The sequence below is a fragment of the Psychrobacter vallis genome (assembly GCF_904846715.1).
GTDB classification, from domain to species: domain Bacteria; phylum Pseudomonadota; class Gammaproteobacteria; order Pseudomonadales; family Moraxellaceae; genus Psychrobacter; species Psychrobacter vallis.
In genome coordinates, this window is record NZ_CAJHBU010000012.1 from 1 (window position 1) to 15,757 (window position 15,757).

At 41.9% G+C, this 15,757-nt stretch carries 12 protein-coding genes and 1 pseudogene; 9 read left to right on the top strand and 4 right to left on the bottom strand.

Annotated elements, in window-relative coordinates:
- Positions 1-436 precede the first annotated feature (436 nt).
- The 5 genes from JMY02_RS08715 to JMY02_RS08735 all read left to right on the top strand — a co-directional run bounded on the left by JMY02_RS08715 (position 437) and on the right by JMY02_RS08735 (position 5,287).
- Complete coding sequence (locus JMY02_RS08715; RefSeq protein WP_201597232.1) at positions 437-1,498, top strand: TRAP transporter substrate-binding protein; 1,062 nt, start codon at positions 437-439, stop codon at positions 1,496-1,498.
- A gap of 17 nt (positions 1,499-1,515) precedes the next feature.
- The gene (locus tag JMY02_RS08720) at positions 1,516-2,043 is read left to right on the top strand and encodes a TRAP transporter small permease (protein ID WP_201597234.1); all 528 of its coding nucleotides are present in this window, start codon (positions 1,516-1,518) and stop codon (positions 2,041-2,043) included.
- Positions 2,040-3,329 carry a TRAP transporter large permease gene (locus JMY02_RS08725; RefSeq protein ID WP_201597250.1) on the top strand — a complete coding sequence of 430 codons (1,290 nt, stop codon included), beginning with the start codon at positions 2,040-2,042 and terminating at the stop codon, positions 3,327-3,329. Before JMY02_RS08720 ends, JMY02_RS08725 begins: the two co-directional genes overlap by 4 nt.
- Positions 3,330-3,588: 259 nt before the next feature.
- The gene (locus tag JMY02_RS08730; RefSeq protein WP_201597252.1) at positions 3,589-4,641 is read left to right on the top strand and encodes a 5'-nucleotidase; all 1,053 of its coding nucleotides are present in this window, start codon (positions 3,589-3,591) and stop codon (positions 4,639-4,641) included.
- A 40-nt stretch (positions 4,642-4,681) separates the two neighbouring features.
- On the top strand, positions 4,682-5,287 hold the full coding sequence (locus JMY02_RS08735; protein WP_201597257.1) for a rhomboid family intramembrane serine protease: 606 nt from the start codon (positions 4,682-4,684) through the stop codon (positions 5,285-5,287).
- A gap of 86 nt (positions 5,288-5,373) precedes the next feature.
- On the opposite strand, the gene JMY02_RS08740 is transcribed toward JMY02_RS08735, so the two are convergent.
- From JMY02_RS08740 to JMY02_RS08750, 3 genes are all read right to left on the bottom strand, one after another.
- Positions 5,374-5,916 carry a hypothetical protein gene (locus tag JMY02_RS08740; RefSeq protein WP_201597258.1) on the bottom strand — a complete coding sequence of 181 codons (543 nt, stop codon included), beginning with the start codon at positions 5,914-5,916 and terminating at the stop codon, positions 5,374-5,376.
- A 143-nt stretch (positions 5,917-6,059) separates the two neighbouring features.
- Entirely contained in the window at positions 6,060-7,928 is a 1,869-nt protein-coding gene (locus JMY02_RS08745; RefSeq protein WP_021814234.1) for a sodium:solute symporter family protein, read from the bottom strand.
- Positions 7,929-7,932: 4 nt separating this feature from the next.
- Positions 7,933-8,193, bottom strand: a complete 261-nt coding sequence (locus tag JMY02_RS08750; RefSeq protein WP_021814233.1) for a DUF4212 domain-containing protein — start codon at positions 8,191-8,193, stop codon at positions 7,933-7,935.
- A 1,182-nt stretch (positions 8,194-9,375) separates the two neighbouring features.
- Here JMY02_RS08750 and JMY02_RS08755 point away from each other — a divergent pair.
- Positions 9,376-10,171: pseudogene (locus JMY02_RS08755) on the top strand (alanine/glycine:cation symporter family protein).
- Positions 10,172-10,278: 107 nt separating this feature from the next.
- Here JMY02_RS08755 and JMY02_RS08760 read toward each other — a convergent pair.
- Complete coding sequence (locus tag JMY02_RS08760; RefSeq protein WP_406947751.1) at positions 10,279-12,138, bottom strand: electron transfer flavoprotein-ubiquinone oxidoreductase; 1,860 nt, start codon at positions 12,136-12,138, stop codon at positions 10,279-10,281.
- Positions 12,139-12,543: 405 nt separating this feature from the next.
- Between JMY02_RS08760 and JMY02_RS08765 the strand changes: the two genes are divergently transcribed.
- The 3 genes from JMY02_RS08765 to JMY02_RS08775 all read left to right on the top strand — a co-directional run bounded on the left by JMY02_RS08765 (position 12,544) and on the right by JMY02_RS08775 (position 15,730).
- Positions 12,544-13,266, top strand: a complete 723-nt coding sequence (locus JMY02_RS08765) for a DUF1285 domain-containing protein (RefSeq protein WP_201597383.1) — start codon at positions 12,544-12,546, stop codon at positions 13,264-13,266.
- Positions 13,267-13,540: 274 nt separating this feature from the next.
- On the top strand, positions 13,541-14,554 hold the full coding sequence (gene murI / locus JMY02_RS08770) for a glutamate racemase (RefSeq protein ID WP_201597259.1): 1,014 nt from the start codon (positions 13,541-13,543) through the stop codon (positions 14,552-14,554).
- Between the two features lie 165 nt (positions 14,555-14,719).
- Positions 14,720-15,730 (top strand): DUF4062 domain-containing protein, encoded by a 1,011-nt coding sequence (locus tag JMY02_RS08775; RefSeq protein ID WP_201597260.1) that lies wholly within the window; start codon positions 14,720-14,722, stop codon positions 15,728-15,730.
- Positions 15,731-15,757 lie beyond the last annotated feature (27 nt).

The window sequence follows — 15,757 nt, forward strand, 5'->3', positions numbered from 1 at the left end:
AGTGAAACATCGTAGCGCCAATGGTAGTGTGGATTCGTCCATGTGAGAGTAGGTCATCGTCAGCTCTCTATTCTAAAAAGAGTCACCCTTAATTGGGTGGCTCTTTTTTTTATCTTTTATTCCTACTGATCTACGCAGCAAATCCTTTCGATAGGAGTTCGTTTTTTGAAACAACCCTCCTCTCTATCAGTTTTAAAATGGTGTATGAGTCTTAAGATATCAGAGACCTTTTTTCAATCCAATCGATAAATTGCCAATTCTATCTATTAAAATGATTTGACTTATATCATTATAAGTGATAATTTTGAACAGTATTTTCATTATAAGGATATAAAAAATACAGCCAATCTGAGTACATCACTTAGTTTGTATCAGGATCAAACTCCCATTTATAAAGTTTTACTCTTACTCTCATAATTATCAAAAGGAATTGATAATGAAGCTAGCTCCTATTTTTTCAATTGGTGCCTTAGCAGCTGTCAGTCTATTCGGCTGCTCTAACCAATCTGATAACACTACAGATGGCTCTTCAGCCACTTCACAAGAAACGACTGTCTTGCGTTTTTCTCATTTTTGGCCAGCCACTTCATCTATTAGCACAGAGGTTTTTGAGCCTTGGGCCAAGCAAATAGAAACCGATTCTAATGGTCGTCTAAAAGTAGAGTTGTATCCATCAGCGGGTCTTGCCAAAGCTGACGTTACATATGAATCTGCTGCGAAAGGGACGATAGATATTGGCTCACAAGCTCATGGCTATACCAATGGCCGTTTTCCTTTAACTCAAATTACTGAGCTGCCAGGCTTATCCAACTCAGCCACTCAAATGGGCTGTATGCTACAAACTCTTTATAATGATGGCACTCTTGCTAGCGAATATGAAGACTCACATTTACTGTTTATGTATGGCGCAGGACCTGGCTCACTTCATACTACTGATAAATTGATACGCACACCTGAAGATATGAAAGGTATGCGTATCCGTCGTCCTTCTGCGGTTGCTGGTGATATCATTGAAAGTGCTGGCGCATCACCTGTTGGATTACCTGCTAATGATATGTATACCTCTTTACAGCGTGGTGTCGTTGATGGGCTAAGCTTCCCTTGGGAAGCGGTAACTGCCTTTAAAATTGACGAGATTACTAAGTATCACACCAATATTCCTTTTTATAGTTCAGCCTTGATGGTCACTATGAATAAAGACAAATACGAAAACTTACCTGATGATTTAAAGCAAGTTTTAGATAAGAATTCAGGGATGACGCTTGCCAACAAGGTCGGTGAAGTATTTGACAAACATGACCAAATGGCCATACAAGCAGCCAAAGATAAAGGTGATGAAATTATCGAAATTCCTGACCCGCTTAATGATCCTGATTGGAAAGGTCCACTGGAGAAGGGCACGCAAAAATATCTAAGTGACGTTAACGCTTTGGGTTTAGATGCTAATGGTGTCTATGAAAAAGCGAAAGCTGCTAGTGCCGCCTGCAAAGTGGTATAACTCATTGGAGGTGTTACGTGGCATTTTTAATCAAAATTAGTACTTTCATTTCTAGATTATGCCAGTTTTTTGGTGGTATCAGTCTTATTATTATTGTGCTGACGACCATGTTGGATGTCACTGCTCGTTATGTTTTTAAGCTTAGCGGTGGGGAGTTTGGGTTTACCGTCAAAGGCAGTGTAGAGATAGTTTCTTATTTTATGCTATTTGCTTTGCTTGCCGCCTTTGCCGCCTTCGTCGAACGCTCACAAATCATCGTAGACGTCTTCACTCAGAAAATGCCCCAGTCTATCAAAGGCTACTTAATGGGCATTTTTATGATGGGCTTCTTCTTTATTGGCATCGTCTTTGCTTGGGGTCTCTATGAGAGTGCCATTGATGCCATAGAGTACGGTAAGGTCACTCAAGACCTAAGAGTTTCGATGATGCCTATCTATGCGTTTAGTGCATTTCTAAGCCTCCTACTCGCCATTCGCTCACTGATCGAATCTATCAATATCTTTAAAACGGGCGAGTTTTTTGACGCCGAGGAGACAGGCGCATGAGTCCAGAAATTATTGGAGCCATTGGTTTAATCGTCATGATTCTGCTTGTTGTCCTGCGAGTGCCAGTAGCACTGGCAATGCTAGGTGTGGGTCTTGTCGGTTTTGGGGCAGTGACTGCACCAAGTGGTGCACTGCAAATGCTTAAAGACATTCCGGTGGATGTTTTAGCCAAATATGATTTTAGTGCGATTCCTTTATTTATTTTGATGGGAGTCTTTGCGACCCATTCAGGCATGGCAGGCAAATTGTTTGAAGCCACTCGTACCATTTTTGGTGGGGTAAGGGGCAGCCTCGGTATAGCCGGTATTGGATCATCTGGTATTTTTGCTTCTATCTCTGGATCTTCATTAGCCACTGCTTCTACTATGACGAAAGTTGCACTGCCGCAAATGGAAAAGTACGGTTATCAGCCAGGTTTTGCTTGCGGCATCTTAGCAGCGGGCGGTACTTTGGGTATTATGATTCCGCCCAGTATTGCTTTGCTGGTCTATGCCATTTTAACTCAGCAGTCCGTCGGTGATATGTTTATCGCTGGTTTCTTACCGGGTATCTTAGGCATGGTGATGTATTCCATCACGGTCATGATTATGGTGCGCTGGAAGCCGCATTTAGCGCGCCGTGGTGAGCCTACTTCTTGGAAAGAAAAGATATTATCATTAACTGGACTGATACCTTTTAGCTTTATTTTCATCATTATTATTGCCGGTATTTTCTTTGGATTATTTACGCCAACAGAAGGCGCAGCAGTGGGGGCGTTTGTCTCTTGGGCGTATGCATTTGCCAAAGGTATGCGATTAAAAGGTCTTAAGCAGTCATTGATTGAAACGCTTGCCTTATCAGCGGTGGTATTCTTTATGCTGCTGGGCGCAGAGGCGCTGGGTTACTTTATCTCGGTATCGCGCTTGTCTTATTCGCTCGCGTCTTGGATCGGTGGATTGGCCGTGAGTCCGATGATTGTACTCATTTGTATTCTGATCATGTACTTTTTGCTAGGGCTGTTTATGGATGCTTTGGCAATGTTGGTCATTACCATCCCAGTGGTTTATCCTATTATTGTTGCTTTAGGGTTTGACCCTGTTTGGTTTGGTATCATTGCGGTGTTGACGGTGGAGCTTGGTTTGATCACACCGCCGATGGGTATGAATATCTTTGTGATTAAAGCGATGGCACCACATATAAAGCTTAGCGATATGTTTCGTGGGGTTGCGCCTTTTATCGTCTCTGATGTCATTCGCTTGGTGATTTTGGTGGCATTTCCAGCGATATCATTAGTATTATTGACCTAGGCATTGTCGATAAAAAATAGTCTGAAGGTTAGCCCTATCACAGTTTTATAATGTATTCACATTTAGAAGCCATATTGTGGTCACTGCAATATGGCTTTTTTGTGTTTCTTGGGCGGGTATTTTGAGTAGGCTATTTACAAGTCTATTTTGCACTTATCGCACACTGCCCAGCGATAACTTTTCTTAGCATTATAAAGGCTTATGAATGTAGTAAACTGGTTGATATTTCCGTATAGATTATTTTATAAGTAGAGAGAGTATGGCAGTCGATTTTAGTAACACGCTAATAGTCGCGATTTCTGCAACGGCGCTTTTTGATTTAACAGAGTCAGAAAATTACTTATTGCAGCTATTAGAGGAGCGACCTACAAGCGCTATCAAAGAATTCCGTGACTATATGACCGAGCGTGAAAACGACCCTTTAAATATTGGTGCAGGCTACCCTTTGATAAAAGCGCTGCTCAATCTAAACGATTACTGTCATAGAGATGGCACGCCAAACTTAGATATTGAAGCACCATTGGTGGAAGTCGTTATCGTCTCAAAAAGCAGTCCAGATACAGGTATCCAAGTACTTAACGCGATTCTTGAACACAAGCTTAATATTTCACGATCAGCATTTATTTCAGGTAGTCTTGTTGCTCCTTACATTAAAGATTTCAATGTTGATTTGTTTTTAACCACTAACCGTGATGACGCGCAGCAAGTTGCCGATGCTAATATTTGTGCTTGTGCCATACTCGATGCGACGCCTGTAAACACGTATGAGTTAGATACCAATCAGCTACGCATTGCTTTTGATGGAGATGCGGTATTATTTGATGATTCAGGCGAGCTACTTTATAAGCAAAAAGGTCTGCGCGCCTTTCACGATCGTGAAATACAGATGCGAGACTTACCAATTGAAAAAGGTCCTTATGCGGAATTGTTGATTAAGCTATCAAATTTACAAGAGCGTTTGCCAGCGGGTCTTAAATACTCTCCAATAAAAATTGCATTGGTCACGGCTCGCAATGCGCCTGCTGATTTGCGTGCTATCAAGACGCTACGAGAGTGGGGTGTCAATGTCGATATGGCGTTTTTCTTAGGCGGTCTAGAAAAAACAGCGGTGCTTAGAACGTTTGCGCCTCATATCTTTTTTGATGATTCAATCAAACATATTGATGCGGCACGACGTTTTATTCCTACAGCTTTAGTACCTTATCACTCGACGTCGTTACTACATGGCGACAGTTATTTAACGACTGATAAAGACGCGACCTTGTTGGCTTTTACACCGGTAGAGCGCCCGCTTTTTGCTGTGAATCATTAGGGCATACCTAAAGAAATTAATCAAAAGGACAAAATGCTATATGAATTGGCAGCAGTTGCTTAGCTTGATTGTGATGCGAATAAAACAGGTTATCGGCTTATATGCTTTTGTATTGATACCGATGTGGGGCATGTTTTTTTTGAATAAAGTCGCCTTATTTGGACTGTGGAATATTTTTGGGATTGTTCCGCGTGCCTTAGATGTGGGCAGTATGATAGGAGTGTTTGCTTCATGGACGATGCATGGCAACTTTTCACATTTGCTTGGCAACACTGTGACGTTGTTACAAATTTTATTTTTGTTTGGCTTGTTTGAAAAAAATGCTTATCGTACGGTATTGAAACTGGTTGTCGCCTCTGGATTGGTCACTTGGATCATTGGTTCGCCACTTTCTATTCATATTGGTGCATCAGGACTGTGTTTTGCGATGTTCGGTTATATGATAGGTGGTGCAATATTTGCGCGGCGTTGGGGGTATCTTGTGGCCTGTATTGTGATGGGTACTGGCTATTGGCTGACTATCAAGCAAGGATTGATGCCGCAACAAGGTATCTCATTTGCGGCGCATTTTGGTGGTTTATGCGCCGGACTGTTGTTAGGGGCTAACTCAAAGCACACTTATTCGGCAGTTTCTCAGCGCTATTAAATGTCTAAAGAGTTTTGAATATCATTGAAACTTTTCTTATGGTTATTTCTCAAGATCAGGTCACTGTCATAGTGACAGTACCGCTATTATTTATCAGTACAAATGCTGATAAATAATGGATCATCCGTTGCCAAATCTCGCCATGCTGTTGTCTGCTGGACATGTTCGTCGATTGTAATATTGCTGTCTTTTTCTGGTATCACGTAATCTGCACGTGCAGGGGTATTACAGTCTATGACTTGTGGTATTTTCTGTATACTTCTGCGTCTCTCAAATAAGTACAGATTGACCAAGTGTATATTTGGATTGTCCACTTGTACGCTAGCATTGCCAATATCGGCAGCTATAAAGCGTAATATTTGTGGTTTGACATACGACCATGGACGAAACCATTCGGTACTCTCTGCTGTTTTGACCACTTGCACGCCTTTAGGTAGCTTACTCACTTGCTGGTCATACCAGTTGTATTCTTGATGTATTTGAAAAGCAAAAATGCCAATAGCAGCAAAGAGAGGAATCAGCCATTTTGGCGCACGTTTTCCAGCCAGCTTACTGAGGTGAGTTATGACCAGTGCCAATCCAGCCATGCCAAATGCGGCAGCGATGGTAGCGATAAACTCAAAAAGCATAAAATTTTCCTTAATGCGTTAAATATATTTATTACAAAAATTTAAAAACTTTTGTAATAAATAGGCGATAAAAAAATCACTCACAAGCAGCTACTGCCTGTGAGTGATATATGGTAACTGAAGATATATCATCATGCGTGAGCTTAGTGGTCGACTGCACCGCCCGCGCCACGTGGAGAGCGGACGCTTTCCACCAATTCTTGAATGTGTAATGGTGGTGGCGCAGTAGCATAAGATACAGCAAACGCTACGATAAAGTTAAGTAAAGCACCAACCGCACCAAATGATAAAGGTGAAATACCAAACAACCAGTACTCTTCAGTATCAGGGAAGTTAGCAGTACCGCTAATGAAGAACCAGCCTTTGAAGATAAAGATATAAACTAAGATACTAATCAAGCCTGTCAACATACCTGCAATCGCGCCAAGGTTGTTAATACGCTTAGAGAAAATACCCATCATCAGTGCAGGGAAGAGCGACGCACCAGCAATACCGAAAGCCAATGCCACCACCTGTGCGGCAAATCCTGGTGGATTAATACCTAAGTAGGTAGCTACCACAATCGCCACACCCATAGTGATACGTGCGTATTTTAACTCATCCTTATCACTGATGTTTGGATTCAAGTTTCTTTTGATCAAGTCATGACTGATTGCTGATGAAATAGCCAGTAATAGACCAGCTGCCGTTGATAGTGCAGCCGCCAAACCACCTGCGGCAATTAGACCAATGACCCATGGTGGAAGATTGGCAATTTCTGGGTTAGCCAATACTAAGATATCAGCATTCACGTCAAGCTCATTACCTGCCCAGCCTGCAGCAGCAAAACGACCATCAACTTCTGTATCATGTTTGATTCGAGCTGCTTCAACAGCCGCGGTTGCTGCAGCAACATCGCCACCGTCAGTTTGTGCGGTATTAAGTGCTAGCTGAGCGGTACCAAGTCCACTATCGTTATATAACTGAATACGACCATCATTATTCAGATCGTTATACTTGATAAGACCTGTATCTTCCCATGTTCTCATCCAGTCTGGACGTTGATCGTATTCTAAAGGCGCTTCTGCAACACCTTGTGGATAGACGGTATCGATTAGGTTTAGACGTGCCATCGCACCTACTGCTGGAGCAGTAAAGTATAGTAGCGAGATAAACACTAACGTCCAACCCGCTGTCCAGCGAGCATCAGCTACTTTAGGTACGGTGAAGAAGCGAATGATAACGTGTGGTAGGCCTGCTGTACCGATCATGAGTGATAAGGTAAATAGCACCATGTTCAGTTTGTTAGGGACATCAGCAGTATAAGAAGCAAAGCCTAAGTCGGTCACGACTTGGTTAAGCTTAGTCAAGATGGGCACACCTGATTCTATATGATTTGAAAACAAGCCCAAACCTGGAATTGGATTGCCTGTTAATTCAAGTGAAATAAATACAGCAGGGATCGTGTAGGCAATCATTAGAACCACATACTGTGCAACCTGTGTGTAAGTGATCCCTTTCATACCACCAAGTACGGCGTAGAAGAATACAACGATAGCCGCAATAATCAGACCAGTCGTATTTTCAACTTCTAAGAAGCGTGAGAAAGCAACGCCAGCACCCGTCATCTGTCCAATAACATACGTCGTTGAGGCGATAATCAAACAGACGACTGCGATCATAGCAGCGGTCTTAGAATAAAAGCGATCGCCAATAAAGTCAGGAACGGTAAACTTACCAAACTTACGTAAGTAAGGGGCGAGCAGCATTGCCAATAGAACATAACCACCGGTCCAGCCCATCAGATAAGTCGATGCACCATAACCACTAGCAGCAATCAGACCTGCCATTGAGATAAAAGAAGCTGCACTCATCCAGTCAGCAGCAGTGGCCATGCCGTTTACGACAGGGTGTACACCGCCGCCTGCAACATAAAACTCACTAGTCGTACCAGCGCGTGCCCAAATCGCAATACCGAAGTATAATGCGAAAGATAGACCCACAAAAATAATATTAATCGCAAATTGACTCATAGGGCTATTCCTCGTCTACGCCATATTGTTTATCTAACTTATTCATACGCCAAGCGTAAAAGAAAATTAAGATGATAAATATCCCAATAGACCCCTGTTGAGCGAACCAGAAGCCTAAGTCGGTACCGCCGATTTTGATACCAGCGATGAGTGGCCGTAATAAGATGGCAAAGCCATATGAACACAGTGCCCAGATAACTAGGCTACCGATAATAAGACGGATATTGGCACGCCAATAGCCGGATGGATCGTTGTGGTTTTCCATAGGACAACTCCTTTTGTCTTACCTAAAATCTTATTGTTGATTTAATCCTATCACATCATAAATAGTCTAGCATTTACCGATTGCAAAAATACGGTATCTAGTGCAAAAACGTTGCTTCATAGACTGCTAATGTAATTGATTCAAACGCACTAATACCAACAATAACATGAGAGAGGCTTTGGCTATTTTTTATCACTTATATACGGTCATAAAAAATAGATATGTACTGCTTTATAAATTGACAGAGATAAACAGCGAGATCATTCATGTGTAACAATATATGACATTATCAAGAGCATAAAATCACCAAAAATATAGAGTTACTAAAAATATAAGATCACTAAGCGCATTGATCTAAAAGTAACAACGAAATTATTCAGTATTGTATGGGTCGCTTTGATTAAGAGTATCGCAAAGGATAGGATTTTTTGAGGAAGAAAGAAGGTGGGGTGAGACGGTCCGCTGTCTTTTTTGCAATCTTGTCTTCCTGACAAGCTTCTTAAAGTTTCTAATAAGCTAACTATTCATGCGAATTATTAAGTATCGACTCTATATAAAATTTTCTATACTAAATAGAAGCTATTAATACTAACCAAAGGCAACTATAGATAGTATCTATATTTTCCAGAAAATGCCATCAGTAATATTATGGCAAACATCATATTGGTGGTTAACGTTACTGAAACAGTACGATAACGGTGTAATTTATGCTGCTAAATTGTTACTCACACACATAGTATAGGATATTAACTGCCATTAACATTTATTTTATAAATAATCGTTATAAACTAATAGGTAAATGTGATATAGCAAACGGCTGAATATCTATAGAATGCACATGATATTTTGATGTCGCGACTTTAAAACAAGGCTGCTTAAGGGTCATGTTGGTTGCAAACGATATCAATACGATATGCAAGTGAGAGATATAAAGTATGAATGAGAAATCTTTATGAGCGAAGGGATAGCAGGTTGGTTTAATAACATCGTAAACTACGGTGTAAGTATTATTTAGGGCAATAATGATTGGTTGATTGCTAGTAACCCTTGGTATGGACTCCTAATGTTCGTATTGATAGGTGCTGGTATTTATTTTACGGTAGCCACACGTTTTATTCAGTTTCGCCATTTCGGCCATATGTGGAAATTGTTGCGCGTATTGCGGGTAAGATCGTACCCGTTATGGCGATTCTCTATATCCTATTGGCATTGTTTATTATCGTCACTAACTTTAGCCAATTCCCAGCAGCGACTGTCTTAATTGTTAAGTCAGCGTTTGGCTTTGAGCAAGCAGCAGGCGGGGTCATTGGTTATGGTATTGCGCAAGCGATGATAAAAGGTATCAAGCATGGTTTGTTTTCAAACTAAGCAGGTATGGGTTCAGCGCCTAATACGGCGGCAACGGCGAAGAGTCAGCCCGACCATCCAGCGGTGCAAGGGTTTATGCAAATGCTGGGTGTATTTTTAGATACTTTGGTTATCTGTACGGCAACCGCCTCAATCATTATATTATCGGGTGTGGTTGACCCGAATGTTGAGCAAGAAGGAATTCAGCTGACTCAGTTGGCACTGTCGCAGTATGTGGGTGACTTGGGTGTTATCTTCGTAGCGATTGCTATTTTCTTCTTTTCTTTCACCTCTATTATTGCTAACTACAGTTATGGCGAGTCAAATCTTGAATTTATCTCTGGTGCGAAAAACGCCAAAGTCATGATCATGATATTCCGCTTTATGGTGCTTGGCATGGTTTTTGTTGGTGCGGTTGCCAGCAATATGGAACTTCGCTGACTTATCAATGGGTCTAATGGCCTTGGTCAACTTATTCGCTATCTTATTGCTCTCGCCAGTGGCATTGAGAATATTGCGTGACTATGAACGTCAAGTCAAAGAAGGCAAAACGGGCGAACAAATCAAATTTGATCCCGATAATTTTGTGAAGCTGCGAGATGAAGCCAATCGTGATGCGTGGACGGATTGATTCTATAGTCGTTAAATATATGAAACAAAAAACCGCCCTTATTTAAAGGGCGGTTTTTTATTGGTGTGTTGATAATTTATTAGAACCAACATCATCACAAGGATGGTTTACATATTTGGATAGTTTGGACCACCGCCGCCTTCTGGCGTCACCCAAGTGATATTTTGAGAAGGATCTTTGATATCACAAGTTTTGCAATGCACACAGTTTTGTGCATTAATGACAAATTTGGCACCTTGAGCATCTTTTACGACTTCGTATACTCCAGCTGGGCAGTATAAGCGTGCAGGCTCAGCATACAAGGGCAAATTGATCGAAACAGGAACGGTTGGGTCGGTCAATTTCAAATGTACCGGCTGATCTTCCGCATGGTTGGTATTAGAGACAAATACCGATGAGAGCTTGTCAAATATCAGTTTGCCATCAGGCTTTGGATAAGTGGGCTGATAAGCATGATTGGCACGCTCTAGCTGATCATAGTCCGGAAGATTGTCATGCAACGTAAATGGCATCTTACCTTTCAATAAGTTATGCTCGATAAAGGTAAATGCACCGCCCATAAACAGACCCATACGGTGTATCGCTGGTGAGAAGTTGCGCGACTCGTAATTGTCTTGATAGAGCCATGATTCTTTATACATAGTGCTATAAGCAACGACTTCGTCGTGCTGACGATTGGCTTGTAAGGCCTCAAAGATAGCTTCGGCGGCTAGCATACCTGACTTCATCGAGGTATGTGTGCCTTTGATTTTGGCAGGGTTTAAGAATCCAGCATCATCACCGACCAATACGCCACCTGGGAAGGTGAATTTCGGTAGTGAATTCAAACCACCTTTAGTCAAGGCCCGCGCGCCGTAAGAAATACGCTTACCGCCCTCTAAGACATTTTTAATAACGGGATGGGTTTTTAGGCGCTGCATCTCATCAAATGGTGACATATATGGGTTGTGGTAAGACAAGTCAGCCACCAAACCAAAGCTTACTTGGTTGTTTTCATCAAAGTATAACCACCAGCCGCCAGTAGAGCCAGTTTCAGTCAAAGGCCAGCCAAGACCATGCATCACCACGCCTTGCTCGTGTTTTTCTGGATTGACTTCCCACAGCTCTTTTAAGCCAATACCGTAATGCTGAGGATCAGAGTCTTTATCCAGACCAAAGCGGCTGATTAAGCGTTTGCCTAAATGACCACGGCTGCCCTCGGCAAAAATGGTGTATTTGGCAAGTAGCTCGTAACCTGGCTCAAAGCTTGATTTGGCCTCGCCATTAGCAGCCACACCCATATCGCCAGTCAAAATACCTCTCACAGAACCGTCATCGTTGTATAAGATGTCAGCCGCAGGGAAGCCTGGGAACATCATGACTTCTAGCTCTTCTGCCTGTACTGCCAACCAACGAACCACATTCCCCAATGAGACAATATAATTACCATTATTATGCATGGGCGCTGGAATCAAAGGGTCAGGTACTTTAGTAGAGCGGGTGGCAGAGTTTAAGTAGTAAAAGCGGTCTTCGATTGCTGGCACGTTGAGCGGTGCGCCTTTGTCTTTCCAGTCCGGTATCAGCTCGTTCAAAGCACGCGGCTCGATGACTGCACCAGATAAAGTATGGGCGCCAAATTCAGAACCTTTTTCGACCACACAAACCATAAACTCATCGTTGCCTGCTTCGAGAGCAAGCTGACGCAAACGGATAGCCGCAGACAGTCCTGCAGGGCCACCGCCGACGATGATAACATCAAATTCCATTGATTCACGTTCGATTTCAGGCTCTGCCGCGATAGGCTCAGGTTCTGGGTCAGCGACGGTATCAGTCGTTGATATCTCTTCAGTCACCGCTTCAGCTGACTCTGCTTTATTTAGGGCAGCTGACTCTGCTTTATTTAGGGCAGCTGTCTCTGTCGCTACTGATGTGTCAGTGTGCACAGTGTCACCATCGATAACTGGCGTTTGATTGTCTTGCTCTTGCATACCTACTCCTAAACTTTTAGTGGCTTATCTCAGGGCATCATTAGCTTAACAATTGAATAATAGATTTGCGGCGCTAACTTTACTCAGACATATGGCTGCCCGATAGAAACTGTCTTTGCGGCATCAATGGGCCATGTTATTGTTGAAACCCATTCTCTAAAGGCATCAACACATCACGTAAAATGTGTTGTTAATACAACACCCACTTGACCAATTCAATAAAAAATCGTTACTCATTATAAAAGAAAAGCCCTATAAACACGATACGCATTTATGGGTATCAGTGTTAAGGTAAGTTCAAGGTAATGAGGGGATTGACATGATATGACCTTATCATACCCGAAACTAAAATTTATAGTAATAATAGATTTTCCAAACTTTGAATACTAGGTGAAGGATTACATGATGAACAACAATACCAGTAACGTGACTGAAAATGTCGAAAATGCTGCCAAACCCTCAAACGACATGCCGTCCAACCTAAACAATATGGATGCTCTTAGCCAATATCTAAAGGCTGCTGCGGGGACGCGTGAAGGTCGCGCTATACCGCCACTAGAAAAATGGCACCCTGAAGATGTTGCAGATATGGATCTAATCATAAAGGCCAATGGTGAGTGGTGGCACGAAGGCGGACAAATGACTAGGCAGTCACTGGTTGATTTATTTGCCACTGTTTTATGGAAAGAAGAAAATCTAGGTGTTACTGAGTATTTTTTGAAAACCCCTGTCCAAAAAATTCGTATCCAAGTTGAAGACGTTCCTTTATTAATCAATGATGTCGGTATTGTGCATGAAGACAATATGAGCTGGTTAGAATTTACAACGACGACTGGCGATGTGGTACGTTTAGATAATGAGCATCCTATTACCTTAAAGGCGTACAAGCCTAAAGTTGATAGTAGTGACTCTGATAGTAGCGAAGATAATAAAGGTCATCAAGGAGTCGGCATCGAGGGTCAGGTACGTCCTTATATGCCAGTGAGAAATGGTTTGACGGCGCTTATCGGGCGCAATACTTTTTATCATTTGACCGAGATTGGGCAATTGACAGAGCAAAATGGCGAGACAATATTGACGTTACAGAGTGGCGAACAGTCTTATCGGTTATCGATGCCAGCCAGTTAGATATTAGCGATGACAATTTACTCATTGCAATTCATTTGTTAGTTATTATAATTTTCATCAATCAAATAATTTGATAGCTATTGTCAACGCATTGGTAAATGGGTACGGCGTTACTCTCGCTTAATGTACTGAGTGGACTATTTGCGGACGCCTATCTTGCAGCTATTTTAAACTGCTTCGACTGTTATAGGCTCCATCAGATTCAATTTTATATGTGATTTAATAAAAAGTATGAAGATGACGATATGTATACAACAATGACGGTAGAACATTAATGGGTATTGCCACAGGTAATCTCATCAACGGGGTCAAAGTCCGAACAGATGCTTCTCATATCGGCGCTTTTGACAATACAGCTATTATCAAAAGTGATGTCAATAAAAAAGCGGACAATACCGTTATTAGTCATAAAGACCGTCGCGCTCCAATAGGGTTGTTTGACTCGGGTATTGGTGGCTTATCTGTGTATTTACATTTGGCGCAGCAGCTCCCTGCTGAGCGTTATGTCTATTATGCCGATACGTTAAATGTACCCTATGGCAGCCGTGACAGTGCCGATATCGAAACCCTAACCTTAACAGCTGTAGAATGGCTGTGTGAGCAGGGCTGTAAGCTTATCGTCATTGCTTGCAATAGTGCTTCAGCTTATGCGCTTGAGGCCGCAAGGCGTCGTTATCCGCAAGTACCTATTGTTGGTTTAGTCCCAGCTTTGAAGCCCGCCATATTAGCCAGCAAAAGTGGTCGCGTGGCAGTATTGGCAACCAAGGCAACCTTGAATGGTACATTGCTAAATAATGTTATTAATAACTTTGCGAAACCTAACAGTACGATAGTCACTAAATATTTTGACCCACAATTAGTGACTTGGGTTGAAGCAGGTATGCCAGAACAAGACACTACCGCTCTGTACTTGCGCCAGCAGCTACAATCCTTTGCCAATGATGGTATTGACCAGTTGGTGCTAGGTTGTACACACTATCCATTTTTCAAAGCATTTTTATTAGATGAGATTGCCCAGCAGCAGCTATCTATGCAAGTGGTGGATTCTGGACAAGCCATTGCTGAGCGAGTCAAACAGCTATTGGTGACAAACCAGCTGTCGGCATTTTTTGATGATGGCAAAGGCAATAGTGGTGCAGATAATAGACGTTCAGAGATCGCTAGTGAAACCAATGTTGGCATTCGACCACCGTTGACTTTTTATGCCACTAAATATGATGAAAAATTGGGCATTTTGATAGAGCGCTTGCTTGGCAAAGAGACTATATTAAAATATTACACCAAGTAGCCGCAAAAAATGTTGTTGATATTAAATGCCACAATTATAGTATGGAATTTTTTAAATAAATTGAGCGTATTTTTGTGAGATTGTGCTAGGCTGTGCCAAACAAAATATTTGTGCTATGTCTCATATTACATTTTTTTATGTTATGCCTGAAAATTAGAGGTAATTGTGCCAAACTGCCGTTATCATATTCATGTCATATGCGCCGACAACGATCAATTGCTGGTTTTAGATAGCCTAGCAATGTTTTTTCAGAGCCGTGCTTTCTTGACTTATGATGTATCAAGTAAATTGCCTAAAGCGTCCTTATATGGTCGCCAATGCATTGACTCCTGTGATTATGCATTGATGATCATCGGCGACAGTTACGGTGCGGTACAAAAAACAGGCGTGAGTCAAATGCACTTAAGTTATTTGAACGCCAAAGCCAAGCTCAAACCTTTAGTGATTTTAGTCAAAAATCATCGCAAAGATACGGATACCAGTCGGCAATTACAAGATTTTATCAAGTCAGTCATTAGACAAGACAACCAAATATATTATTACGATACAGAAGATGATATTGAGCAGCTGCTGGTGCAAGCTTACTATAAAATTTCGAATGATCATGAAGTGGCTGGTGGTTGGATAAGAGCCAGCGAAGAAATGATTAAATTCAGTAAGCAAACAGTGGCAGAAAGATTTACGGATCTTTTATCCAACCATAACATGGTGGAAAAAGACAGCGATGAGGCCACGGAAGCAGGTTCTGTGGCTGATGGTGTCAGTAGCACCATAGTGTTACCAGAAACCTTTAATATTCAATACAGCGCCCAAGCTTATGAAGGTGGCAACTTAACAGATGTTACTAGAGTCATGACATTGACATGGCGAGAGATATTGGTCGCATTAGTAAAAATTCCGACGACCTTTTCCAGTTATGGGTTGCAAAACACCATCAATCGTTTGATAGCAGTAAAAGCTGATAAAGACATCAAACAAGACATGCCAAATGTTCATGCTGTCTCACGCTGCCAAATTTTTCAAGATGACTTAAATAATCTGCAACGTCAGCTGGTGGCCGCAAAATGGATACAGTTAACAACCTATGGTGCTTATGGTACGCGAGTGTCACAAGAGCTATGGAAATTGACTCTCTATGCAAAAAGCCTAGTAGATAGTGAGGATGCCGAAACCTAATAGTCAGTACGCTAATTAGTCCCACAT